At 59.2% G+C, this 25,225-nt stretch carries 21 protein-coding genes, 1 pseudogene and 1 riboswitch; of the genes and pseudogenes, 16 read left to right on the top strand and 6 right to left on the bottom strand.

The genetic code is table 11. The features are described from left to right. Positions 1-12: 12 nt before the first annotated feature. Both AAE029_RS22910 and AAE029_RS22905 read left to right on the top strand, forming a co-directional pair. Positions 13-1,194 (top strand): MFS transporter, encoded by a 1,182-nt coding sequence (locus tag AAE029_RS22910; protein WP_371075281.1) that lies wholly within the window; start codon positions 13-15, stop codon positions 1,192-1,194. A 32-nt stretch (positions 1,195-1,226) separates the two neighbouring features. Continuing rightward, positions 1,227-2,064 (top strand): annotated as a pseudogene (locus tag AAE029_RS22905) (aldo/keto reductase). Positions 2,065-2,082: 18 nt separating this feature from the next. On the opposite strand, the gene AAE029_RS22900 reads toward AAE029_RS22905, so the two are convergent. Continuing rightward, positions 2,083-3,891, bottom strand: coding sequence for an ABC transporter ATP-binding protein/permease (locus tag AAE029_RS22900; RefSeq protein ID WP_371075195.1), 1,809 nt, complete (start codon positions 3,889-3,891; stop codon positions 2,083-2,085). A 150-nt stretch (positions 3,892-4,041) separates the two neighbouring features. Beyond that, a riboswitch (SAM riboswitch) is annotated at positions 4,042-4,119 on the top strand. A 46-nt stretch (positions 4,120-4,165) separates the two neighbouring features. Between AAE029_RS22900 and metA the strand changes: the two genes are divergently transcribed. The 6 genes from metA (at position 4,166) to AAE029_RS22870 (ending at position 10,175) form a co-directional block, all read left to right on the top strand. Further along, positions 4,166-5,086: a homoserine O-succinyltransferase gene (metA, locus tag AAE029_RS22895; protein ID WP_371075194.1), complete on the top strand. Its 921-nt coding sequence runs from the start codon at positions 4,166-4,168 to the stop codon at positions 5,084-5,086. A gap of 231 nt (positions 5,087-5,317) precedes the next feature. Further along, entirely contained in the window at positions 5,318-6,343 is a 1,026-nt protein-coding gene (locus AAE029_RS22890) for an aldose epimerase family protein (RefSeq protein WP_371075193.1), read from the top strand. A gap of 119 nt (positions 6,344-6,462) precedes the next feature. After that, entirely contained in the window at positions 6,463-7,236 is a 774-nt protein-coding gene (locus tag AAE029_RS22885) for a GntR family transcriptional regulator (RefSeq protein ID WP_371075192.1), read from the top strand. Continuing rightward, positions 7,233-8,264, top strand: a complete 1,032-nt coding sequence (locus AAE029_RS22880; protein WP_371075191.1) for an SIS domain-containing protein — start codon at positions 7,233-7,235, stop codon at positions 8,262-8,264. Before AAE029_RS22885 ends, AAE029_RS22880 begins: the two co-directional genes overlap by 4 nt. Further along, positions 8,264-9,421: an N-acetylglucosamine-6-phosphate deacetylase gene (gene nagA / locus AAE029_RS22875; RefSeq protein ID WP_371075190.1), complete on the top strand. Its 1,158-nt coding sequence runs from the start codon at positions 8,264-8,266 to the stop codon at positions 9,419-9,421. Before AAE029_RS22880 ends, nagA begins: the two co-directional genes overlap by 1 nt. A gap of 25 nt (positions 9,422-9,446) precedes the next feature. After that, on the top strand, positions 9,447-10,175 hold the full coding sequence (locus AAE029_RS22870; RefSeq protein WP_371075189.1) for an SIS domain-containing protein: 729 nt from the start codon (positions 9,447-9,449) through the stop codon (positions 10,173-10,175). 67 nt (positions 10,176-10,242) lie between these two features. On the opposite strand, the gene efp is transcribed toward AAE029_RS22870, so the two are convergent. Continuing rightward, positions 10,243-10,812 (bottom strand): elongation factor P, encoded by a 570-nt coding sequence (gene efp, locus AAE029_RS22865; RefSeq protein ID WP_371075188.1) that lies wholly within the window; start codon positions 10,810-10,812, stop codon positions 10,243-10,245. A 146-nt stretch (positions 10,813-10,958) separates the two neighbouring features. Between efp and epmA the strand changes: the two genes are divergently transcribed. From epmA to AAE029_RS22830, 7 genes are all read left to right on the top strand, one after another. Next, the gene (gene epmA, locus AAE029_RS22860; protein WP_371075187.1) at positions 10,959-12,023 is read left to right on the top strand and encodes an EF-P lysine aminoacylase EpmA; all 1,065 of its coding nucleotides are present in this window, start codon (positions 10,959-10,961) and stop codon (positions 12,021-12,023) included. After that, the gene (locus AAE029_RS22855; RefSeq protein WP_371075186.1) at positions 12,020-13,072 is read left to right on the top strand and encodes a lysine-2,3-aminomutase-like protein; all 1,053 of its coding nucleotides are present in this window, start codon (positions 12,020-12,022) and stop codon (positions 13,070-13,072) included. The genes epmA and AAE029_RS22855 overlap by 4 nt, the downstream gene beginning before the upstream one ends. A 152-nt stretch (positions 13,073-13,224) precedes the next feature. Further along, positions 13,225-13,476: an acyl carrier protein gene (locus AAE029_RS22850; RefSeq protein WP_371075185.1), complete on the top strand. Its 252-nt coding sequence runs from the start codon at positions 13,225-13,227 to the stop codon at positions 13,474-13,476. Beyond that, the gene (locus AAE029_RS22845; RefSeq protein ID WP_371075184.1) at positions 13,476-14,657 is read left to right on the top strand and encodes an acyl-CoA dehydrogenase family protein; all 1,182 of its coding nucleotides are present in this window, start codon (positions 13,476-13,478) and stop codon (positions 14,655-14,657) included. Before AAE029_RS22850 ends, AAE029_RS22845 begins: the two co-directional genes overlap by 1 nt. Positions 14,658-14,662: 5 nt before the next feature. Next, a complete protein-coding gene (locus tag AAE029_RS22840) occupies positions 14,663-15,571 on the top strand; it encodes an amino acid--[acyl-carrier-protein] ligase (protein WP_371075183.1) in 909 nt (302 codons plus the stop codon). 8 nt (positions 15,572-15,579) lie between these two features. Next, positions 15,580-16,539, top strand: a complete 960-nt coding sequence (locus AAE029_RS22835) for a DUF1839 family protein (protein ID WP_371075182.1) — start codon at positions 15,580-15,582, stop codon at positions 16,537-16,539. Between the two features lie 14 nt (positions 16,540-16,553). After that, positions 16,554-19,028 carry a glycoside hydrolase family 2 protein gene (locus AAE029_RS22830; protein WP_371075181.1) on the top strand — a complete coding sequence of 825 codons (2,475 nt, stop codon included), beginning with the start codon at positions 16,554-16,556 and terminating at the stop codon, positions 19,026-19,028. Positions 19,029-19,047: 19 nt separating this feature from the next. Here AAE029_RS22830 and AAE029_RS22825 read toward each other — a convergent pair whose 3' ends face one another. Further along, a complete protein-coding gene (locus AAE029_RS22825; RefSeq protein ID WP_371075180.1) occupies positions 19,048-20,850 on the bottom strand; it encodes an alpha/beta hydrolase in 1,803 nt (600 codons plus the stop codon). A 27-nt stretch (positions 20,851-20,877) separates the two neighbouring features. Beyond that, on the bottom strand, positions 20,878-22,383 hold the full coding sequence (locus AAE029_RS22820; RefSeq protein WP_371075179.1) for a polysaccharide biosynthesis C-terminal domain-containing protein: 1,506 nt from the start codon (positions 22,381-22,383) through the stop codon (positions 20,878-20,880). Positions 22,384-22,584: 201 nt separating this feature from the next. Here AAE029_RS22820 and AAE029_RS22815 point away from each other — a divergent pair, with 201 nt between their 5' ends. After that, the gene (locus AAE029_RS22815) at positions 22,585-23,601 is read left to right on the top strand and encodes a glycosyltransferase (protein ID WP_371075178.1); all 1,017 of its coding nucleotides are present in this window, start codon (positions 22,585-22,587) and stop codon (positions 23,599-23,601) included. Positions 23,602-23,635: 34 nt separating this feature from the next. On the opposite strand, the gene AAE029_RS22810 is transcribed toward AAE029_RS22815, so the two are convergent. Then, entirely contained in the window at positions 23,636-24,787 is a 1,152-nt protein-coding gene (locus AAE029_RS22810) for a glycosyltransferase family 4 protein (protein ID WP_371075177.1), read from the bottom strand. Between the two features lie 151 nt (positions 24,788-24,938). Further along, positions 24,939-25,175, bottom strand: coding sequence for an Lrp/AsnC ligand binding domain-containing protein (locus AAE029_RS22805; RefSeq protein ID WP_371075176.1), 237 nt, complete (start codon positions 25,173-25,175; stop codon positions 24,939-24,941). Positions 25,176-25,225 lie beyond the last annotated feature (50 nt).

Here is a 25,225-nt window from a genome sequence, read left to right as displayed (position 1 = left end):
ACCCCGAAAGCCATGCCGCTGGCGCTCTTTGCGCTTACGATCGCGGCCTATGCCATAGGCACAACCGAATTCGTCATCGTTGGTCTTTTGCCGACCGTGGCAAACGATCTCAATATCACTCTGCCGCTCGCGGGCCTTATCGTGAGCGTCTACGCCCTCGGCGTTACTTTCGGCGCCCCTATCCTCACCGCCGTAACCGGCCGTATCGAGCGCAAGCCGCTGCTGCTTGGGTTGATGGCTCTCTTCACCATCGGCAATGGCATGGCGGCGCTGAGCCCCGGTTATGAGGCCCTGCTCGTCGCTCGCGTGCTTTCCGCTTTCGCGCATGGCGTCTTCTTCTCGGTCGGCTCGACTATTGCCGCAAATCTCGTACCGGAAAACCGCCGCGCCTCCGCCATCGCCATGATGTTCATGGGGCTGACGGTCGCCATCGTCACCGGCGTTCCGCTCGGTACGTTCATCGGCCAGACCTTCGGCTGGCGTGCGACCTTTGCCGCCGTCGCCGGACTCGGAGCTATCGCCTTTGCAGGGATTGCTATCCTGTTGCCGTCAGGCCTCAAGAAGGCGCCGCCCGCCGGCCTGAAGGAACAGGTGCGCGTGCTTGGCAGTGGGCGCCTGCTTCTCGTCTTCGCCATGACCGCCTTCGGTTATGGCGGCACTTTCGTCACCTTTACGTTCCTGGCCTCGATCCTCGAAGAAATAACCGGTTTTGCCGCCTCGACAGTTAGTCTCGTGCTCGTGCTTTATGGCGTGGCCATCGCGATCGGAAACATTGCCGGTGGGCGTCTGGCGAACCGAAATCCGGTGAAGGCACTGACGGGACTGTTCGTCGTGCAGACGCTGGTGCTCATGCTTTTCGGCATGACGGCCGTCTCGCCCTGGCTGGCTATCCCGACATTGGCGGCGCTCGGCTTCCTCTCCTTCGCCAATGTTCCGGGCTTGCAGCTCTACGTGGTGCAGCTCGCCCGCCAGTTTCGTCCCGCGGCGGTTGACGTCGCTTCGGCTCTCAATATCGCAGCTTTCAATCTTGGCATCGCGGCCGGTGCCTGGGTCGGAGGGATAGTGGTCGACTCCTCGCTCGGCCTTGGCGCAACGCCGTGGGTCGGAGCCATTCTGGTCTTTGTCGCCCTGATCCTCACCCTTTGGAGCGGTGTGCTGGATCGCCGCTCCGTTGCCGTGGCCCAGCCGGCCTGAGTACGCGAAATCTCTGTTTGAAAGGAAAGACAATGCAATTTGTCAACGCCAACGGCGCGTCCATTCCGGCAATCGGCTTCGGTACATTCCGTATGTCTGGAGCCGATACGGAGCGGATGGTCAGTTGCGTTTTGAAGCATGGTTACCGCCATATCGATACCGCCCAGATCCACGGGAATGAGACCGAGGTCGGCGAAGGTCTCGTCCGGTCCGGCGCGGCTCGCGGTGATATCTTCCTGACCACGAAGGTCTGGATCGACAATAATCGCCACGATTCCTTCGTCGCATCGGTGGATGAAAGCCTGAAGAAGCTGAAGACGGATTATGTCGATCTGCTCCTGTTGCACTGGCCGAGTGGAGCGGTGCCGCTTGCGGAACAGGTGGGCGCGCTCAACGCGGTGCGCGCAGCCGGCAAGGTGCGCCACATCGGTGTTTCCAACTTCAATACGGCGCTCATGAATGAGGCGACGAAGCTGAGTGCTGCTCCGCTTGTCACGAACCAGGTCGAATATCATCCCTACCTCGACCAGACGCCGGTCATCGCAGCCGCAAGAGCTGCGGCATGGCAGTGACATCCTACTATGCGATGGCTGACGGGAAGGTTCTTGGCGATCCGGTCCTTAAGGATATCGCAGCGCATAGCGCCAAGACGGTCGCGCAGATCGTGCTCAGATGGTCATGCAGCAGGGCGGCTCGATTGTTCTCTCGAAGACCATATCGGAGGCGCGCGCCGCGGAAAATCTGGGGATTTTCGATTTCGAGCTTTCGGCCGATGAAATGGCGGCGATCCATGCGCTGGCAAGACCCAGCGGCCGCCTTGTCAGCCCGGATGGACTTGCGCCTGTTTGGGAAGACACAGGAAAAAATTGAGCGGCCGACGGAGCGGCATCATGCGATGCCGCTCGTCTTCCTTTTTTCGGTTTTTTCAGTTGCCAGCGGCAGTGGCTCCAAATGCAGTACGCGCGGCGCCAGAATTTCGAGATAGACCTCGGAGCGCCCGATATAGATCATCGCTGCATCCGGCAGGTCAGTCAGGACTTCCGCCAGTGTCCTCTGGGATTCCGGCTCCAGGCCTTCGAGCACCTCGTCGAAGACGATCCAGCGCGGTTTGGCGAGCAGCAGATGGGCAAAGGCGACGGCTTTCTGTTCATCGCCATCGAGAATCCTGTCCCATCTTGTCCGTGTATCGAGTTTCTCCTTCAGACGACCAAGGCCGACCTTTTCCAGGGCCGTTTCCGTGTCTGCGTCGCTATAGGCGCTGGCATCTTCCGGAAACGCGAGCGCCTGGCGCAGCGTACCGCCTGGCACGTAGGGGAGCTGCGCCATGAAGTGCATACCATCCTCCTCCGGCAGACCGATCGTGCCGCCGCCGCAGGGCCAGAGACCGGCAAGCGCCTGGAAGAGCAGCTTCCGATTCACGCCGTGATCCCCGTTGATCATCACGCGATCGCCGGCACGGATCGTGACATTGGTTTCGCGCAGCCGGAACCCGCCTTCGGACAGAACTTCGCCGGGCTTCACCGAAATCATGACATCCTTCAGGGTCAGCGTGTCGTCAGGCGTTTCTTCGTAGGAAATCGTGTCCGTGGAGCTAATCTCGTCTTCCATCTCCAGCAGCGCCTGGCGGAAATCCGTGACGCGCTGGAGGGTCGCCTTCCATTCCGCGATGGGACCAAAATTGGCGACGTACCAGCGCAGCGCCGTATTCACCTGGTTGAAGGCACCGACCGACATCATCAGTTCGCCGAAGGTCAGACCGCCTGAAAAATAGGCGGGAGCGGCGACCAGGATAGGAACGATCAATACCAGCCAGCCGTATCCGGCGGAGACCCAGGTAAGATTGGTATTGGCTATCGCCAAACGGCGAATGACGGCAAGGACCGAGCTGATGTCCGTGTTGATATGCCGCCGTTCGTTCTCCTCCCCTCGTGCGACGGTAATGGACGCCATGTTTTCATTGGCGTGCATGAGGGAAAAGCGAAGTTCCGCTTCCTTTGAAAAGCGGTCGGCATTCAGTTTCACCAGCTTCTGTCCGACGACCTGGCTCAACACAGAGGCGGAGCCGGCATAGAGTATGGCAGCCCACACCATATAGCCGGGAATGGAGAAGCTCCTTCCGCTGAATTCAAACACAAACCCGCTCGAGAGTTCCCAGAGCACGCCAATGAAGCTGACGAGCAGGATCGTCGCCTGCAACAGGCCGAGGACAAGCCCAGTGGTGCTTTCAGCAAGATTGCGGGCATCCTCATGCAGCCGCTGGTCCGGATTGACACCGATGAGTCCTGACGAAGCAAGCCTGAGCGCGCGCCTGTGCTTCAGCCATTGATCGACAAGATCTCTGGTCAGTCCCTCGCGCATGTAGAGCGCTGCCATCTGATTCAACCACGCCTGAACGACGTTCAGCAGGAGCAGCGCCCCGGCAATGATCCCGAAGATCTTAAGCTGGTAGAAGAACTCGGCGAGATCTCGTCTCTCCAGTGAATCGTAGAAAGGGGCATTCCACTGGTTCAGGACAACCTGCGCATAGGCCGTCGCCAGAATAACGAAGAGCAATGTAATTGCGAGTACGACGACCTTGCTTCGTACATCCGAGCCCCAGAATGCACTGAACATCATCCTGAGGCGGTAGCCCAGGCTTAGATCATATCCGACGCGATCCTGTTGGATGGCCGGCTTTGCCTGCAAGTCATCTGCCATCAACACCTTCCTATGCCATCAATAGCCTCTGATAACATGGTGATCCAGCTTGTCCATCGGCAGATTCAGCCAGTCATAAAAGCGTGATAGCCTTTTTATGGCCGCGATTTGCGAATCCGACGTTGATTCGATCAATAACCAGCGCTATTTAGTGCTTTCCGTGGTGATTTGGCCGGCCGGCTTGCAGCCACGTTAAAAAAGTCGCTAAAGGGCCGCGTGCGGACCGGTAGCGATTTTTCGCCGCCGGTTTTTTTGTTTTGATCGAGTGAATATCATGCCCATCAGGATCCCCGACACGCTGCCCGCCTTCGAGACGCTCGTCAACGAAGGTGTGCGGGTCATGACCGAAACCGTGGCAATCCGCCAGGACATTCGTCCACTGCAGATCGGGCTTCTCAACCTCATGCCGAACAAGATCAAGACGGAAGTGCAGATGGCGCGCCTGGTTGGCGCCTCGCCGCTGCAGGTCGAGCTATCGCTTATCCGCATCGGCGGCCATAAGGCCAAGAACACCTCCGAAGAACACCTCCTCTCCTTCTATCAGACCTGGGAAGAGGTGAAGCAGCGCAAGTTCGACGGCTTCATCATTACCGGTGCGCCTGTCGAAAAGCTTGCGTACGAGGAGGTGACCTATTGGGATGAGTTGCAGCAGATATTCGATTGGACGGCAACGAACGTCCATTCGACGATGAATGTCTGCTGGGGCGCCATGGCGGCGATCTATCATTTCCATAGCGTGCCGAAATACGACCTGAAGGAAAAGGCTTTCGGCGTCTACCGACATCAGAACCTCAAGCCTTCCTCCGTCTATCTCAACGGCTTTTCGGATGACTTTGCCGTGCCGGTGTCACGCTGGACGGAAGTTCGCCGCACGGATATCGCAAGGGTGCCGGGCCTGGAAATCCTGATGGATTCAAACGAAATGGGCGTATGTCTGGTGCACGAGCAGAAATCCAATCGTCTCTACATGTTCAACCATGTCGAATATGATTCCACATCACTTTCGGACGAGTATTTTCGCGACGTGAATGCCGGAATACCGATAAAACTGCCGCAGAATTATTTCCCGCATAACGATCCGGCGCTGCCGCCGCAAAACCGTTGGCGCAGCCATGCGCATCTGCTCTTCGGCAACTGGATCAATGAGATCTACCAGACGACGCCCTATGATCTGGAGGAGATCGGGGAGGTCTGACGTCATCATAGTGTCGCGGTGCTGGGGCTTGATCGACAGGAAGGCATTGTATCGCTGGCCGATTGCGGTTTTCGGCGAATGCGGGCAGTGTCCGCCTTGATCACGATGATTTTGGGTAGAATCAACCCAAAATCATCGTGATCTATACTAATAGGTTAGAGCGGGATGAGGAAAACCGCATACACTTTTCCTCATCCCGCTCAGGATTCAAACAGTGAGCAGGTGATGGCTATGGCGCAAGACACTTCGAAGCGTGAAGTATTCGGGCATACGGCGGCGGGTGAGCCTGTCTATCGTGTCGAGATCAAAGGCGGTGGGCTAACCGCCAAGGTCATGAGCTGGGGCGCGGTCATTCAGGACCTGCGTCTGGAAGGCCATGATGCGCCGCTTCTGCTGGGCTTCGACGATTTCGCGAGCTATCCATCCCATTCCTCTTATTTCGGCGCTACGCCGGGCCGATGTGCCAATCGCATCGGAGACGGGCGCTTTACACTCGACGGAAAGGACTATCAGCTCGAACTGAACGAGAAAGGTGTCACTCATCTTCACGGCGGCAGCGACAATATAGCCAAGCGCAACTGGACGATCGTCGAGCATGCGGACGACTACGTGGTGCTGAAAATCGTCGACCCGGACGGCCGTGCCGGATATCCGGGCAATTGCACGGTCCAGGTAACCTATCGAGTGCACGATAACGGCGTGCTTTCCGTCATCTATGAGACGACCACCGATCAACCCACGCTCGCGAACGTGTGCCAGCACGCCTACTTCAATCTCGATGGGCGCGAGAACGCGCTCGATCACGACATCATGATCGCCGCAGACCACTATCTTCCGACCAACGAGAAGCAGGTTCCGAGCGGTGAGGTGCGATCGGTTGCCGGTACATCGTTTGATTTCCGCGAGATGGCGCCGATGAAGCGCTTCGAAGGCGGCGAGCAGGTACTGTACGACCATAATTTTTGCTTTTCGACCGAGCGAGTCGCAAAGCGCTCGGTTGCGATCGCCCGCAGCCTCAATTCCGGCGTCTCCTTGGAGGTCCGGACCACCGAGCCTGGCGTACAGTTCTATACCGGCTTCAAGCTGAATGTGCCTGTACCTGGTCACGGCGGGCGCAAATACGGAGCTTTCGCGGGCTTCTGCCTGGAAACCCAGGTCTGGCCCGATGCGATCAACCATGACGGTTTCCCCAATGCGGTTCTGCGTCCCGGCGAGGTACTGCGGCAGGAAACGGATTATATTTTCACGAAAAGTTGAGCAGCAAACGTTTGCTGATCGCGTGATTTGAGACCTCGAAAGCTCGGCTCTTGAGGTCTTTTTGTTTGCCCCGGTAAATTTCCTTGCGAATGGTTCCAAATAGGTTCTATTATTAGAGCATGGATAGAACCAGTTTGATCGCGGAACTGAAGGGGCGGGCATTGAGCGACGGCGCAATGTCGGGGCCGCTGTACAAGCGACTTGCAACGGCGCTCACTGGACTGGTCAATGAAGGCTTGCTGAAACCGGGAGCCGCCCTGCCGGGGGAACGCGATCTCGCGGAAGCCTTGCAGGTCGGACGCGTTACCGTGCGCACCGCCTACCGCGAACTGATGACGGCAGGTGTCCTTGAATCGCGGCATGGCAGCGGCACCTTCGTATCGCAGAAGGTCGAGCGCATCGAGCAATCGCTCTGGCGGCTCTCCTCCTTCTCTGCCGATATGCGCTCGCGGGGGCGCTCGCCCGCCGCACGAATACTGTCGAGAACCGTCAACCAGCCGTCACCCGAGGAGGCTTTCCTTCTTGGCCTCGGACTGGATGAGCCCGTGCTGCGGCTCGACCGTCTGCGTCTTGCCGACGGCTTGCCGCTTGCCATCGAGCGGGCCGTCATTCCTGTCAAATTTGTGGGCGAGAATGCCGCCGGAGAAGGTTCGCTTTATGATGCTCTGGCTGAAAAAGGATTCCGGCCCGTGCGCGCGCTGCAGCGCCTGACGGCTGTCACGCTCGACCCGACGTCCGCATCGATGCTGGATGTCAAAGCCGGCGCTCCCGCGCTGCTCATCGAGCGGATTTCGCGCCTCGAAGACCAGCGTGTGGTCGAATACACCCGCTCGCATTATCGCGGCGATGCCTATGATTTCGTGGCCGAATTAAGAATTGGAGATGATCTATGAGTGAGAACCAATCCCTGATGCTGAAGGAAGCCGGCGAAGCGCCTGCGGTGGTTGCGACCCTCCTCGAAAAGGAAAAGCCGGTCTTTGTTGAAATCGCGAAACTATTCTCCTCAAGTCGGCCCGCGGTCGTGACCACCGCGGCGCGCGGTTCTTCCGACCACGCGGCGACGTTCTTCAAATATCTCTTCGAAATTTCCCATGGCATTCCGGTTGCGTCGATCGGACCGTCAATCGCCTCGGTCTATGGTTCGCCACTCAGCCTCAAGGGCGGCATCCATTTCACCGTTTCGCAGTCCGGTGCGAGCCCAGATATCGTGGCGCTGCAGGATGCGGCCAAACGCGGCGGCGCAGTTAGCATCGCGGTCGTCAACGTCACCGACAGCCCGCTTGCCAAGGAGGCAGACATCGTTCTCGGCCTTAACGCCGGACCGGAGAAGAGTGTGGCCGCAACAAAATCCTTCATTGCATCCGTTGCCGCTCTTTCCGGCGTGACGGCTGCCGTGACAGGCAAGGCGGCCTTGCAGTCGGCGCTTGAAAAGCTGCCCGAGGCTCTGGCAGAGACAGCGGGCATCGACGGTTCGGCGGCCGAAGACGTGCTCTTCAAGGCCGCCTCGCTCTATACGGCGGGTCGCGGTCCGTCTCTCGCAATCGCGCTGGAAGCGGCGTTAAAGGCAAAAGAGACTTCTGGTCTGCATGCCGAAGCCTTCTCGCTTGCCGAACTTATGCACGGGCCGATGCGCCTCGTTCAGCCTGGCTTTCCGATCGTCGCCTTCGTACCTAATGACGCGGCTTTCGCAAATAACGTGCAGGCGTTGGAGCGCCTGCAGAAACTGGGTGCGACGGTCGTTCCTTTCTCGGCAACGCCGGTTGCGGGTATCAATCTACGCATGCCGAGCACGGGCAACGGCCTGCTCGATCCGCTGGTGTCGTTGCTCTGCTACTATCGACTGATCGAATCGGTGACGCGCCGCAAGGGCTTCGATCCGGACAAGCCGGCTAACCTTCTGAAGGTGACGGAGACGATCTGATGAAATACGAGGTCTTCACCGGCGCACGGATTTTCGACGGCGAACGTTTCCATGAGGACAGCGCGCTCGTCACCGGCAATGGCCGGGTGCAGGCGATCGTCGGGCGGAACAGTATTCCTGACAAGGCTACGGTCATGGCTCTTGAGGGCGGGGTGCTGTCTGCGGGCTTCATCGATGCCCAGGTAAATGGCGGTGGCGGCCGCATGCTGAATGACGAACCCTCCGCGACCTCGATGTATATGATCGCGGAAGGGCATCGCCCCTACGGCACGACCGCGCTGCTCCCGACCTTGATCACCGATACGGCGGCTGCCACTGCGGCGGCCATTGAGGCCGCCGTCGAAGCGGTCAAGGCCAACAGGGGTGTTGCAGGCCTCCATCTCGAGGGTCCGCACCTCGCACCTGCTCGAAAGGGTGCGCATCTCGCTGAACTCATGCGTCCGGTGGAAGACGGCGACGTCAAGGCTTTCATCCGTGCCAAGGAAGCAATCGGGACGCTTCTCGTCACGATCGCGGCAGAGCAGGTGACTGCCCGTCAGGTGCAGGCATTGAGCGAGGCCGGCGTGATCGTTAGCATCGGCCATTCCGACTGCACGAGCGAAGCGGCAGAAGCGCTTTTCGATGCCGGTGCGCGTGGTGTCACCCATCTTTTCAATGCAATGAGCCAGCTCGGCCACCGTTCACCCGGTCTCGTCGGCGCCGCGATAGACCATCCTTTAACCTGGTGCGGCATCATTGCCGACGGCCACCATGTCGATCCCAAGGCGCTGCGAACGGCGCTCAGGGCCAAGCGCGGCGAGGGGCGGCTGTTCTTCGTGACCGATGCCATGTCGCTTGTCGGTTCGGATCAGGACACGTTCACATTGAACGGCCGCACCGTGCGCCGGGAAAGGGGCGGGTTCTGTTCGAAACTGGTTCTTGCCGATGGCACGCTTGCCGGTTCCGACGTCGATATGGCCTCGACGATCCGCTACGGCGTCACCTATCTGGAACTGACACTTGCGGAGGCATTGCGCATGGCGACGTCCTATCCTGCGCGCTTCCTTCGGCTTTCAGATCGCGGGCATCTTTCGCCTGGCGCACGCGCAGATCTCGTGCATCTGAACGACGCCATCGAGGTCACCACCACATGGATCGGCGGGCAACCGTCCGCGTAAACTTACACAACAGGAAACTTCGGGCATGACCGCGATCACCGATGCCTATTTCTCCGATCTCATCAGCCGGCTTGGCACTCTGAAGCAATCGCTTGCCGAACCGATGGCTAAGGCGGCTGCGACAATCTGCGAGGCGGCGAGGCAGGATCGGCGCGTCTATGTCTTTGGAACCGGGCATTCGCATATGCTGGCAGAAGAGGTCCACTATCGCGCCGGCGGTCTAGCGATCACCATCCCGGTGCTGGTGGGCTCGGCTATGTTGCATGAAGGGGCGGTGATCAGTTCTGTCTATGAGCGCACAGAGGGGCTGATCCGTCCGGTCTTCGAACGCTATGGCATACAGCCCGGTGACGTGCTGATCATTGCCTCCAATTCGGGGGTCAACGCCGCCCCGATCGAGGCTGCGGATTACGGGCGTGAGATCGGGGCGACGGTCATAGCAATCACTTCGATCGCCTATTCCACCGCGATCGCGAATGGCCGTAGACGGCTTGCGGACATCGCCGATATCGTTCTCGACAACGGTCTTCCGCCGGGCGATGCGGTGATCGATCTGCCGGGAAGCGGACTGAAGGTGGGACCGGTTTCGACAGCAATCGGCGCGACGGTGCTGAATGCGATCTTCGCCGAGGTCGCCGCCGAACTCGCCAAGGCCGGCGATCCGCCGGTCTATCTCAGCGCCAATATGCCGGGCGCAAAGGAGATCAACCAGAAGCTCGTGAAGAAATACCGTCCGCGCAATCCTCATCTTTGACGCGCAACGCACAGACATGAAAAAGGCCGGTCGCACCGGCCTTTTTGACTGAAACTGTGGTGGCAAGTCAGTCCTTGGCGCGCTCGACGTAGGAACCATCTTCCGTCATGATCACGACACGGGTGCCGGCCGTGATATGCGGCGGAACCATGGTGCGCACGCCGTTGGAAAGCATTGCCGGCTTATAGGAGGAGGATGCCGTCTGGCCCTTGACGACCGGCTCGGTCTCGGTGATCTCCAGCGTTACGTGACGCGGCAGCTCGATGGCCAATGGAACGCCTTCATGGATCGAGAGGATGGCTTCCATGCCTTCCTGGAGATAGGCCTTCTGGTCGCCCATGGTGTCGACATCGACGACGACCTGGTCATAGGTGGCCGGGTTCATGAAGTGGAAGCCTTCGCTGTCCTCGTAAAGGTACTGGAAGGTGGTGTCTTCGACGAAGGCGCGCTCGACCTGTTCCGTGGTGCGCCAGCGCTCGGAGACCTTCACGCCGTCGACGATGCGGCGCATGTCAACCTGGGTAACGGGCGTGCCCTTGCCGGGGTGAAAGTTCTGGGCGGTGAGAACGACATAAAGCTTGCCGTCGACGTCGACGACATTGCCCTTGCGGAGCGAAGAGGCGATGACCTTGACCATAAGACTTCCTTGTCACTTGACTTCCTGCGTCGTAGAGGACTGTCGATCTGCTCCTGAACGCACGCAATGCTTTTCTTGGGGCGCAACTATCCTAAAATTGCGGAAATAGCCACCCCCACCCGGCTGTTCCCCAAAGAAAGCCTTGAATGAAACCGAAGAGCAGCAAAGCATCTCCCTGGTGGACGCCCATAGTCCATGCCGACCGGCGGCCTTTTCTGCTCGGACGAAGCGCGATCCAGGCGACGCTCCGGGGCTTCTTCACGCAGGAGGATTTCATCGAGGTTGATACCGCCACACTGCAGGTGTCACCCGGTAACGAGGCGCATCTGCATGCTTTTCGCACGGAAGCAATTTCCACGGATGGGCGGACCGCACCCTTCTATCTCCATACATCGCCGGAATTTGCCTGCAAGAAGCTGCTGGCCGCCGGCGAGAGACGCATTGCCTGCTTCGCGCATGTCTATCGCAATCGGGAACGGGGACCGCTGCATCATCCTGAATTCACGATGCTGGAATGGTATAGGGCCGGCGAGACCTATGAAAGTCTGATGGCGGATTGCGTACGGATGCTGGCCTTGGCCGCCGAGACGGTCAAGGCGAAGAAATTCACTTATCGAAGCGCCGAAGTGGATCCCTTCGCCGGAGCCGAGCGGATCAGCGTCGCCGAAGCCTTCGAACGCTATGCCGATATCGATCTGCTCTCATCCGTAGCGAGCGACGGCACGACGGACCGCGACCATCTTGCAGCCGCGTTGAAGCGGGTCGGGATACGGGTTGCGGAAGACGATAGCTGGGCGGATCTTTTCAGCCGTGTCCTGGTTGAGAAGATCGAGCCGCATCTCGGCCATGGCCGGGCGACGATCCTTGACGAGTATCCGGTTTCGGAAGCAGCGCTCGCCCGGCCTTCGGCCGCCGATCCCCGCGTTGCGGAGCGTTTCGAACTCTATGCCTGCGGCGTCGAGCTTGCCAATGCCTTCGGCGAACTTACCAACGCGGTCGAGCAGCGCCGCCGCTTCGAAATCGAGATGGCGGAGAAGGCGCGCATCTATGGCGAAACCTATCCGCTTGACGAGGATTTTCTCGATGCCCTGGCACTGATGCCGGAAGCGAGCGGCATCGCACTCGGCTTCGACCGACTCGTGATGCTTGCGACCGGTGCTTCGCGGATCGAACAGGTGCTTTGGGCGCCCGTGGCGGAGTTTGGCCAATGAGCATCGCTCGCCCCATCAAATCCATCGAAGACCTGGCGAAGGCCGGATTGGTCGACGAGGCCGTGCGTTCCAGCCTGGAGGCCGTTGCGGAGCGCTACGCGATCGGATTGACGCCGCAAATCGTTAAGCTGATAAATCCAGCCGATCCTGCCGACCCCATTCGTCGACAGTTCATACCGGATGCCGCAGAACTCGTGGTCACGCCCGAGGAACGCGCCGATCCGATCGGCGATCACACCCATAGCCCGGTTGCAGGTATCGTGCACCGCTATCCTGACCGTGTGCTACTGAAGGCAGTCCATGTCTGTCCAGTCTATTGCCGTTTCTGTTTCCGACGCGAAATGGTTGGTCCGCATGGACTGGGCACGCTCGATTCCGCCGAGCTGAAAGCGGCGCTTGCCTATATTCGCGAGCATGACGAGATATGGGAAGTCATTCTGACCGGCGGCGATCCGCTTGTGCTGTCGCCGCGGCGGCTGGCGGAAATCGTCGAGGGTCTTGCTGAGATCGATCATGTGAAGATCGTGCGCTTCCACACGCGCGTGCCGGTCGTCGATCCGGCAAAGATCGATGGAGACCTGATCTCAGCCCTGAAGGCGAGCGGCAAGACGGTCTACATCGCGTTGCACGCGAATCATCCCCGCGAGATGACCGACGAGGCACGGGCTGCCTGCGCGCGCCTCGTCGATGCCGGCGTTGTCATGATCAGCCAGTCCGTATTGCTGAGGGGCGTCAATGACGATCCCGAAATCCTGGCCGCCCTGATGCGGGCTTTCGTCGAAACACGCATCAAGCCCTATTACCTGCATCATCCCGATCTCGCGCCGGGCACGAGCCATTTCCGGCTGTCGATCGCGGAAGGACAAAGAATTGTGGCGGCGTTGCGTGGCCGCATCTCCGGTCTCTGCCAGCCGACCTATATACTCGACATCCCGGGGGGCCATGGCAAGGCGCCGATAGGCGCAAGTGCCATTCGCGATAATGGTGAAGGTTGCTACTTGGTCTCCGACTATCGCGGCAACGATCATGTATATCCGCCGGGCAAATGAGACAGAGCCAGTATAGGTAAATTTTGACGCTCGCCGGTTAGTTATATTTAACTAAAACGGTTAGCGGAATGTTCTGCTTTCATCGTTACAAGACGATCCACGATAAGGCGATGCGGCCTGTCAGGATCATGAAAATCTTGGAGGGTGAAGGGATGAATCAAACAATCCGCGGTCTGGTGGCGAAGTTCGGCGGCCTTTCGATCGATGTCGGCCAGATTGCCGACGATGCCGATCTCTATGCGACAGGCCTCTCGTCTTTCGCATCGGTGCAGCTGATGCTGGCGCTCGAAGAGGCGTTCGATATTGAGTTTCCGGACAATCTCCTCAATCGCAAGTCCTTCGCGAGCATCGCCGCGATCGAGAAAACGCTGAACGTGATCGTGGAAGCCAGAAAGGTCGCCTGATGAACATGTCGGTGACAATCACGCAGGACAGCCTTGCGGCAAGAGCTGCCCGTGTGGCCCTGGTAGCCGCGAAGCACGCGGATGCCGTGGACGCCGAGGCTCGTTTCCCGCAGGAGGCAGTCGACGCGATGAAGGCCGAAAAGCTGATGGCAATCCAGGTCCCGCGGCATCTTGGAGGCGAGGGTGCCTCGCTGACCGAGATCGCGGAGCTATGCTCTATCCTGGCACAATCCTGTGCAGCGAGCGCCATGGTCTTCGCGATGCATCAAATCAAGCTTTCAAGCCTGGTTACGCACGGCGTCGAGAGCGAATGGCATTGCGGCTTCATGCGCCTCATCGTCGATGAGCAATTGCTGCTGGCTTCGGCTACGACCGAAGGCGGGATCGGTGGAAATCTCAGGAACAGCATTTGCGCGATCGAGAGCGATGGCGATATCTGCCGTCTGGAAAAGGATGCGACCGTCATCTCCTATGGCGCCCATGCGGACGCTATCCTGATCACATCGCGCAGCCACGCCGAGGCGGTTTCCTCCGACCAGGTGCTGACGGTCTTTCTCAAGGATCAGTACAGGCTCGAGCGGACCCAGGTGTGGGATACGCTCGGGATGCGCGGAACCTGCTCCGACGGCTTTTTGTTCAAGGGTGAGGCGCCGGCGGTGCAGATCCTGCCGAAGCCCTTCGTCGAGATTGCCGCGCAGTCGATGCTCGCGACCTCGCATCTGCTCTGGAGTGGAGTCTGGTATGGCATTGCCGCCGATGCGGTTGGCCGCGCTCAGGCATTCGTGCGTGCTGCAGCCCGCAAGGCTCCCGGTGCGACGCCGCCCGGCGCCTTGCGTCTCGCAGAGGTGTCTAATCTGCTGCAGATGGTCAAATCCAATGTCATTGCAGGCCTCAAGGCGTATGAGGAAGCAAAAGCCGACGCAGACAAGCTCTCTTCGATGGGTTTTGCCGTCGCCATGAACAATGTGAAGATCGCCTCGTCCGAGATGATCCTGCCGATCATAAATCACGCGATGCTGATCTGCGGCATCCAGGGTTACAAGAACGGCACGCCCTATAGCCTCGGCCGCCATCTGCGTGACGCGCATTCGGCGCAACTGATGATCTCGAATGACCGCATTCTCGGCAACACGTCGAGCATGCTCCTCGTCCATAAACAAGATACCAGCCTATTGGGGTGACAATCGTGGATATGCAGACCTCGTTTCTGGATCGGCTCTTTGAGGCCGGCCTGCTGATCGATACGGGTGTTGACGGGCTTTATGGCCGCAGCGGCCAGTTCGAAGATGTGATTGCAGCGTTCGAGCGCCTGATCGACAGATTTGGCGGGAAGGATGGCGCCGAAGCCATGCGTTTTCCGCCCGGCATGAACCGCCTCTTTTTCGAAAAGAGCGGCTATATGAAGAGCTTTCCGCAACTTGCCGGCACGGTTCACAGCTTTTGCGGCGGCGAGCTCGACCATATGAGCCTGCTCAAATGCATGGAGGTCGGGGAGGACTGGACGAAAGGTCAGGAAGCAACCGATATCGTGCTGACGCCGGCAGCCTGCTATCCGCTCTATCCGACGGTCGCCAAGCGTGGGCGCTTGCCCGCCGGAGGCGGTCTTTTCGATCTGCAGTCCTATTGCTTCCGCCATGAGCCGTCGAAGGATCCAGCGCGCCAGCAGCTTTTCCGCATGCGTGAATATGTCTGCATGGGCACCGAGCAGCATGTGACCGATTTCCGCCAGAGCTGGATGGACCGGGGCTTGAAGATGATGGAGGCCGTTGGCCTGGACGTCACCATCGATGTCGCCAACGACCCGTTCTTTGGCCGCGCCGGCAAGATGCTGGCTAACAATCAACGCGATCAGAACCTGAAATTCGAGCTCCTGATTCCAATCACTTCGACTGCAAAGCCGACTGCCTGCATGAGCTTCAACTATCATCAGGATGCCTTCGGCACGAAATGGGGCCTCCATCTCGAAGACGGCGGCATTGCGCATACCGCCTGCGTCGGCTTCGGCCTGGAGCGCATCGCGCTCGCCCTCTTCCATCACCACGGGCTTGACGTGAAGGAATGGCCGCAAAGGGTTCGCGAGGCGCTTTGGGGCTGAGCGGATCGATGACATCGGTATTCCCGGCGATCGATCCGGCGAGCTACCGGCCACATGCCCTGCATTCCAGCGAGCGCATGTGGCCGGAGACCAACTGCTATGTGGATCTGTGGATCGAGGTGCTGAACAGCCTTGGGGTTCCGCCTGAAGCCATGCTCGGCTTCACGTTGACACAGGATTTCGAAGGCGATCAGTTTACCTTTTTCAAGGTGCCGCTCGAAGATCTTGAGGCGCTCTACGGCATCCGCTGCACGGAACTTGCAATCTACGACCGGGTCGAACGGCACGTTGCCGAGCAGATCGGGCGTGGCCGGCTTTGTCTCGTGGAGATGGATTCCTACTTCATGCCCGACACCCAGGGTGTGGGCTACCGGCGCGAACATGGCAAGACGACCATCGCCATCAACCGGTTGGATATGGAAAAGCGCGAGCTCGACTATTTCCACAATGCCGGCTTCTTCCGTCTTTCCGGTGAAGATTTCGAGGGGCTTTTCCAGCTTCATCTGACGGAAGAAGATCTGCCCTTCCTGCCCTATACGGAATTCGCGAAATTTCCGGAGGAAACGGCCACGGACGAACATCTCGATGCCACCGGCCGCCGTCTGCTGGCGTTTCATTTCGCCCGGCGCCCGTCCGCCAATCCCATCCGGGCCTTTGCCAGGGTTTTTCCGGCACAGGTGGAGACCATAGCCGAGCGGCCCTTCGGCTTCTTCCACAAATATGCCTTCAACACGCTGAGGCAGATCGGCGCCAATTTCGAGCTGGCCGGCAGCCATCTCGATTGGCTGTCGCCGGATTTTGCCGAGCCTGCCGCGCAGGCGCGCCGCATTTCGGAAGTGGCGAAATCGGTGCAGTTCCAGCTCGCCCGCGCTATCAGCAGGCGGAAGTTCGAGCCATTGCAGACAGTACTTGATCCGGCGGCAGATGCATGGGATTTCATGATCGGGCTGCTGCAACGACGAATCTGAACCGGGGACCATCTATGGGGGGACGTTTAGCGAGCATCGGGGCCGCAGAGACGCTGCTGACCGAGGGGTGGAACCTTGTCCTGACCGAGGCGGATGCATGCGCACTGCCGTCGGATGTTGCCTTTTCCGCTCAATTCATTCCGGCGCAGGTTCCGGGAACCGTCGCGCAAACACTCGAAAGAGCGGGCCTGTTCGATCGTGAAAAACCCCATCCGCTCAACACCAGGGATGCCTGGTATCTTTGCCGACTCGTCGACGAGGAGGCTGGCGATGCGGTTCTACGCTTCCAGGGGCTCGCCACCCTATGTGATGTTTTCCTGAACGGAGAGAAGATCCTTTCTTCGGAAAGCATGTTTGAAACGCATGACGTTCCGGTCAACCTGTTTGGCAGCGACGAATTGGCGCTCTGTTTCCGGGCACTTGAGCCGCGATTTGCCGAGCCCGGTCCGCGCGCGCGGTGGCGGCCGCAGATGATCACGCCACAGGAATTGCGCAGCTGGCGCACGACGCTGCTTGGCTATATGCCCGGCTGGTGCCCTGAGGTCCATGCCGTCGGTCCGTGGCGACCGATCTCTCTGTTGCGCCCCGGCGCAGTCGTGGTCCGCGATCTTTCGGTCCGGTCGCATCTGACGGAGGAGAAGGAGGGCCGGCTCTATGCCTCCATGAGCATCCAGGGCGAGGTGGCCGATGTCGTGCTTCGCTGCGGCGAGGTGGAACAGGCATTCGAAAGAGACAATGGCGGACATTTCACGGCTATCCTGAAAATGCCGGAGGTCCGGCCCTGGTGGCCACATACACATGGCGCACCGCACCTCTACGATATGGCAATCGTCGTCAACGGGGTCGAATATTCGCTTGGTCGCACGGGATTTCGAAGCATAGCCGTCGATACCGGCGCCGACGGCCGAAATTTCTCTGTTGTGGTCAACGGTGAGCCTGTCTTTTGCCGCGGAGCGGTCTGGACCACTGCGGATATCGTGTCTCTGTCCGGCACCCAAGAGGATTATCTGCCTTGGCTGCGCCTTGCAGCAGACGCCGGCATGAACATGATCCGCATTGGCGGGACCATGGCTTACGAGACGGCAGATTTCTTCCGGCTGTGCGACGAGCTCGGAATTCTCGTCTGGCAGGACTTCATGCTCGCCAATTTCGACTATCCGAAGGCTGACAAGGCTTTCGCGACGCATGTCGAGGCAGAGGTCGCCCAATTGCTGGTGGCGACGCGAACCTCACCATCGCTTGCTCTTCTTTGCGGGGGCAGCGAGATGTATCAGCAGGCTGCGATGTTCGGCCTTCCGGAGCGCTTCTGGTCAAATCCGATCACGGAGGAGATTATTCCCGCCCTCGTTAGCCGGATTCGGCCGGATGTACCATACATCCCGAATTCGCCGCATGGCGGGGCCATGCCGTTTTCGCCGAATGCGGGCGTGACGCATTATTATGGTGTCGGCGCCTATTGCCGACCGCTTGAAGATGCACGTCGCGCCGATGTGCGTTTCGCCGCCGAAAGTCTCGCCTTTGCAAATGTGCCGCAACAGAAGCTGCTGGACAGGCGTCTTGCCGTCCCGGCAGTGCATAGCCCGCTCTGGAAAGAGCGGATACCACGCGATCGCGGCGCCTCCTGGGATTTCGAGGACATCCGCGATCATTATCTCGAAGTACTGTATGGCGCCGATCCGGCCCGGCTGCGGCGCGAAGATCCGGTGCGCTACCTCGATCTCTCGCGGGCCGTTACCGGCGAGGTAATCGAAATGGTCTTTGCAGAGTGGCGTCGCAAGGGTTCGGGGTGCAACGGCGCACTTGTCTGGACGCTGCAGGATCTCCTGCCGGGAGCAGGATGGGGCGTTATCGATTCCACGCGTGAACCGAAGCCCGTGTGGTATGCCGCGCGAAGGGCTTTCCGGCCGGTTCAGGTTTTCTTCAGCGACGAAGGCACGAACGGGCTCGATGCGCACGTCATCAACGAACTCGCGGATCCTCTGGAGCTCGAACTGGAGGTGCTCTGCTTCCGCAATGGCCAAAACGTCGTCGTGAGCGGCAGGCGCGAGTTTTCCCTTCCGCCCCGAGCGAAGGAGAGTTTCGCCTGCACGGATCTTTTCGGCGCATTCTTCGATACGGCCTATGCTTTCCGCTTCGGCCCCCCATCTCACGATGTTACGGTTGCACGGCTACGTTCTCTCCAGACCCACAGCGTCATTGCCGACTCTTTCCATTTTCCGCTCGGTCGGAGCGAGGCTTTCCACGATGCGGCCTTGGAAGCCGTGCTGTCGAATGAAGGCAGGGGATGGTTTCTCGATCTCGAGACGGACAGGCTTGCTCAATCCGTTCACATCGACGTCGAGGGGTACCGCCCTGAGGACGATTGGTTTCATCTCGCGCCGGGCGCAATTAAACGTATCGCCCTTATTCCACGTCAGGATACCGCGCCGGATGCCGTCCCCACGGGCGAAATCCAGATGGCCGGCAACTCGCGCACCGCTCATTTTTAAAATCAGATCCTTGCGACGTTCAGGCTTTTGGCGGAAACCGCAGCGCCATGGTTCTGACCGCCTCATGAAAGACCTGTCTGGCCTCAGGCGGTGTCAGATTGTGATCGGCGTCGGCAATCATCGTCAGCGTCGCATTGGGATAGTGCTTCAACCCGGCGCCATCGGCGCCAAAGTGATGGGAGAAATGCTGCAGTCCTACGTCGCTCTCCGAATAGATCAGTGACAGCGGAACTTTTCGCGCCTTGAGCTGGGCAAAGGACCTTTGAACCTCGCGAAACTCCTCCGGCATGAAAGGGAAATATTTCAAAATCGGCGAGACCTTCGCGATCGCTTTCTTGGAAAGCGCCTTGCCGATGTTGATGACGGCGTTCTTCAGCTTGATGTCGCCCTTCGCGATTCTTCTCCAGGTCTCGAGCCGCATCGCCTTCGGGCCGTAGCTGACGAGCGATTGCGGGACGAATTTCAAAAGGCTCTCGACCGATTGCCTGCCATCGAAATAAAAGGCGAAGGGATTGACGAGAACGGCCGCCTTGAATTCCTTGTTCAATACGGCGCTGCGGAACGCAAGAAAACCACCGCTGCAGCGGCCGACGGCAATCATGCCCTCATGTCCTTGGCGCTTCAAAAAGTCGAGCGCGTCCTTCACATCGAGGTTCTGCCATTCCGAATAGAGAACCTGCTCGGGGGCATCCGGCAGGGGAGGGCTGTCGGCAACATTGGCGTTGTCAAAGCGCAGCGAAGCAATGCCCGAGGAGGCCATATCGCGAGCAAGGTGGGTCATCAGCCGGCCCCAGCTCGCATGGCGTTCGTAGGCCGTCGTCATCATGACGAGGGTCGCTCCCTTGCGTTGGGCGAGCGGTTCACAGAGGACACCGAAGAGCCTGTCGTTTTCGCCGAAGCGAACCGGAGTTTCGCGAAAGCCGTTGCCGATGAGCGGCTCCGCCGAGGGAATGGCGGCGGGCGCGGAAATTTTCTCCGGCAGTCCACTGTTCGCCTTCACCCAGTCGACGATCCTCGCAATGGTATCCATCGGCGGCTTGGCATAGGTGACGTTCGAAATCATTTGTTCGAAGCCGTCGAAGGGGTACCGCTCCACGTGAGCGCCGCAGCTTTCGAGAGCCGCTGCAAATTCCGAATCTCCGGATCGTGCCGGCGACGAAAGAAGAAGGCACTTGACAGGTGGGGCTTCCCGGTAATCCGCGATATTGATCTTTTTGACGGCGGCAGCAACGGCCTCCGGCATTTTGAGGCCCGCGATCGAGATGCCGGTCATGTCGCGCTGCTCCTCTCGCAGACCGAGATTGTCGTCGATCATTCGCGACCAGATCGACAGCTCGCGCAGATAGGCACGGCCGGAAATGACCGGCGCCAGGAGCCCTAGACCGGCTACATCATGAAGCCTCTTGCAGGCTTCGAGCCCCAGCGGGACGCCGAGCCCTTCCGCCAGGACGATCAGCCGCGTGCAGCCTGAAAGCGTGCGCAGGCGCTCTGCGGCCGTCACGATGCGATTCTGCCAAAGGGTGAGCCCACCACTGAAATCCATGTCGTCGAGCGCATCGCCGGTGCCGGGATAATCGAAGCGCAGGCTCGCAATGCCCGCGAGCGCAAGATCATCGGCGATGATGCGCCAGAACTTCCGCGTGCACATCTCCTCGAAGCCCCATGATCCGACGATCAAGACACCGGTCGTCGAAGCCTGCGTCTGCGCGTCGGCCGGCATAAAGAGGCCCACCGTGCCAGCAAATGTCAACGGAATGGCCGCTGAGCGTATTGCAGCGTGTCGATCCGTATGATCCGCTATTCGGCGTGGTTCCATATTCATCGTCATTCCGGCAGTTCGGTCGCGAATTCAGGTGGTAACAAGGGCAAAGACCCGCTTTGCCTGCCGGCTCATCCGGCGCGGGAGCCGATCCATGATCGGCTCGATCATCGCGAAATCGGCCCTGGGCACGGCACGTACGAGCCTCAGGCAGATCGCGTAGACGACGGCGCCAGATGCTATGGCGACGATCAGCCCCATTATGCCTCCGATTTCATTACCAATAAGATAAGCGGTGGCGGCGCAGGCGAGCGCTGCGGCCGAGATCCTCAGGATCGACCAGTACATCGGCGCGAGCGAACCCTCGAAATCCATTCGGCGGACCATGAGAACGCTCATGAAAAGACCGACGACGATCCTCGTGATCGCTGCGCCTTCTCCGCCAAGGGCTGGGACAAGGACGATGCAGCCCACGACCATGACGATGGCCCCCAGCGCGCCGATCGTGGTGCGCTGCTTCTCGAGATCCGTGGCGAACATGTATTTTGTGCTGACGGAAGTGAAAACGGCAAGCGGTGCGCTCAACGCGAGCAGGGCGACGATTCCGGCTGCCGGCCGGAATGGTTCGCCGAAGATTGCCACGACAAGCTCCGGGGAAATGGCGGCTAGTCCGAAGCTCATCGGCATGGTGATGTAGGCGAGACTGCGCATGACGCCTGCAAAGAAGTGGACCGGCAATCGCCTGCTGCCCCGCGCCTGAAGCTGTTCCGTATAGTAGGGGACGAGGCTGCCCGTCGCCTGGACGGGAAGCTGCAGAGCGAGATTGGCGAGAGACAGCCCAATGGCATAGAAGCCGACGGACTCCACATTCAAAAATCTCTGCAGAAAGAGCAGCTCGATACGATTGAGGAAGATTGCCTCGATGAATATCTGCAGCGAGATGATGACCGACATTCTCGCGAGATAGGCCGGGCGGAGGCCGCAGGAATCCGCCCGCGTTCTCAAAAGATTGAGGGTGTAGAGGAAGAAAGCCGCCTGACCCAGGATATAGCCGATGAGGGCACCTTCGATGCTGTACAGGGAAGCTCCGGCAAAAACCGTTACCAGCTGAAGGATACAGGACAGCAGCGTCAGGCGAAAGAAAGTTTCGAGCCGTTGCTCTGCGATCAGAAAATTGATCGAGAGCATGCCGATAGCCTGGACGAAAAAGAGGATGCCGGTAACGAGCGCGACGCCAGGAGCAGACGGAGCCCAATGCAACCGCTCCGATTCCCAAAAACTCAGGATGTAAAGGCAAAGCAGGATGACGACTGCGGCGATGACGGCGCGGGCAAAATAAGCCGCAAACCCACGGCGGCGCGCATCCGCCATGCCCTGTGTCTTCAATTGCGGCAGAACACGGGGCAGGATGACATCGGCGCCCAAGCCGGCGATCAATGTGCCGCTCGTTGTCAGCCAATAGGAGAAGGCAATGACTCCGTTCGCTTCCGGCCCGAGAAGCCGCGCTGCGGCGATCGCGCTGACAAAGCCGGTGAGCAGCATGGTCATACCCGCGGCGGCATTCAGCGCCGAATTCGCCATGATGCTTTTCGCCATGGGAAGTCCGTTTCATTCAAGGCTGCGCCGGTGCAGCCGTAGCCCCTGAAGCTTCGTCTTCTATGCCAGAAATCTTAAGGTTTTTACTTATTTGGCGGTGCAAAATTTGTGATTCGATACTTTGCTGAGCCGGCTTTACGGGTTCTTAAACGGTAAGGAGCAATAGTCCGACAGCCTTCCCGCCTGTCACATTGGTGCGTCTTGGATATTGTTCTTCTTGTCACTTCGGCGCAGGGTGAAATGTGCGGCGTCGCAGACTATACGGCCCGGCTCGCCGCAGCATTTGACGCCATCGGCGCCAAAGCCACGGTGGAATTTCTCGACCAATGGTCATTTTCACGAATCCTCGAGATAAGGCGCCGATATCGCACCGACGGGCCAACGATATTCCACATGCAGTATCCTTCCCTGCGCTTGGGTTACTCGATCTCGCCGGGCTTTCTGCCGATTCTCTTGCCGAACACCTTCGTAACGCTGCACGAGTTCCGGCTTTTCAATATTCTACGGAAGCTGATCTTTTTCGCGCCGAGCTTTCTGTCCCGGAAGGTCATCTTTTCGAACGATGAGGAAAAGGCGCTCTTTCAGCGATATTTTCCCCATTCGGCAAAGCGTTTGACGGTCGTTCCGATTGGCAACAACATCGCCAATGTTTCGCCGCGGCCCGATGCGGCCCGGTCGGAACGGATCATCTATTTCGGTCAGATCTCGCATAACAAGGGTATCGAATTCTTTATCGAGACCATCGCCCTTCTGCGCGCACGGAAGGTAGAGATCGAAGCGGAGCTGATCGGTGCCCTTGTCGAGACGGATGTTGCCTTCATCGACTTCGTGAAAAGGTCCACCGAGCAGTATGACATCCGGCTGCGGCTGAATCTGCCGCCTGAGAAGGTATCCGAGGCTCTCAATGCGGCCACCATCGCGCTGCTGCCATTTCCCGACGGTATTTCGAACAAGCGCGGCTCGGCCCTTGCCTGCCTCGATCACGGTGTCAGCGTTCTGACGACGCATTCGCATCTCACCCCAGAATGGCTCGCCCAGGTCACGCATCCAATCTCTTCACCGGAAGATGCGGCAGGTCTTGTCTCAAGAATCATGTCGGGCGATGTAGCCCGAAGTCGGGCTGCCGATATTCTCGCCCGCGAGATGCACGCCCGTGACTGGAAGGAAATTGCCCGCGAACATCTGCGAATCTATCGGGCCGTTCCGGAGCGCGGCTGAGGTCGCGCGTTCAAGCGAACGCGCGATGGTACGCTCATCGGTGCTCCGCAAGCATCGTCCTATAGACATCGACATAGCGGTCAGCGACGGTGTTCCAGGAGTAGGGCTCCACCTCGCGCCTGATTGCTTCGCGAAGGTCGTCTCCATTGGCGAGGAGCGATTCGTAGGCGGCAGTTACTGCGTCCGCAGCAAGGCTTGGCGATGCAAAGTCCGCAAGCTTCACCGTCCTGTGACGCGAAGCCAAGCTGCGATAGGCGTCATTAGGATGCAGAATCGGCAGCAATCCCGCGCTCATCGCTTCGACAGCCACCAAGCCGAAACCTTCGTATTCGGAGGCGGAGGCGAATAGCGACCCACCGCCGATAATGCTGCGGATAGCGGCATTTTCGGGCGACACATGCAGCGACACGTGGTTGACCAGCCCGCGCTTTCCGACTTCCTGCCGGAGTGCGGCTTCATCGAGATCGTAGGCTGATCCGATAATATCCAAATGCCAGGCGGGATCACGCGCCGTCACGACCCTCATCATGTCGAGCATGCGGTCGAGACGCTTGTTGACGGAGAAGCGACCGATCGTGACGATCCTGCGTGCGGCCCCGGGCGAGGCGCCGCCGGCAAACTTTTCGGTATCGACACCGTTTTCGACGAGGATTGCACGATCGCCCGCAATTCCGGAAAACAGCTTGAAGTCGGGTTCGCTGCAGCAGATGAGGCGTCCGTAACCCATGGCAGAGAGCCGGGTGATCGATCGGAACCAGATCTTCTTGATGGCTGCATAATTGGGCGTGTGAAAGAAGCCACCATGCGTCGTCGCCACCATCGGCCGCCGATGCAGCATTCTTCCCCAGGCCAAGGCGTCGAAAAAGAAGTCGATGGCGTGCACGTGGATGAGATCGGCATCGCGAACATGCGCGAAAATCTGCGGCGCCAACGGATAGCGGCTGCTTCCGGACCAGGGTATGCGGACGATCTCAATGCCCTCCAGCGTCTCCCGCGATGGAAGTTTCCGGTCGGGGGCGGAAAACAGCCGGTCACAGGTGACGACACGCACGCGATAGCCGCGATCGAGCAGCTGCCGCGAAAGATTGCCGATCACGTCCTCGAAGCCACCTCGATTAGGCCAGAACTGGCGCACCACCTGGACGATCAGCGGTCGCGAACCAGCCTGCATCTTCAAAGATCCCATCGGCAGCCTTCGGCTTTCCAAAAATGGAAGACAGGCCCATCCCGTCCGGTCCATGCACAGGCCGGAACAGATCATTGCGCGAGTTAAAATGCGGTTTATGCAAGGCCTTCGATTCAGAAGGGCGTCAATACGAGGTTAATGACGTCCTCGTTCAGAATGCCCTGAACGTCAGGGTCGTCAGCGAGCGTACGATGCCGGGGATATTGGCGATGTTGTCGTTGATGAACTTGCCGATATCCTGACCTTCCTCCAGGTAGATTTTCAGAAGCAGATCGTAATCACCGCTGGTGGAATAGAGTTCGGACACCAGCTCTGTCTGGTATATCGCGTCGGCAACCTCATAGGTCTTGCCGGGTGCGCACTGGAGCTGAACAAAGATGGGCTTCATGGAGGTTACCTGTCGAAAATTTCGAGTAGGCGCATAATGGTCGAAAGCGA

The organism is Sinorhizobium sp. CB7, assembly GCF_041357635.1.
GTDB lineage: Bacteria > Pseudomonadota > Alphaproteobacteria > Rhizobiales > Rhizobiaceae > Rhizobium.
This window is presented reverse-complemented; position numbering and strand designations above follow the sequence as displayed.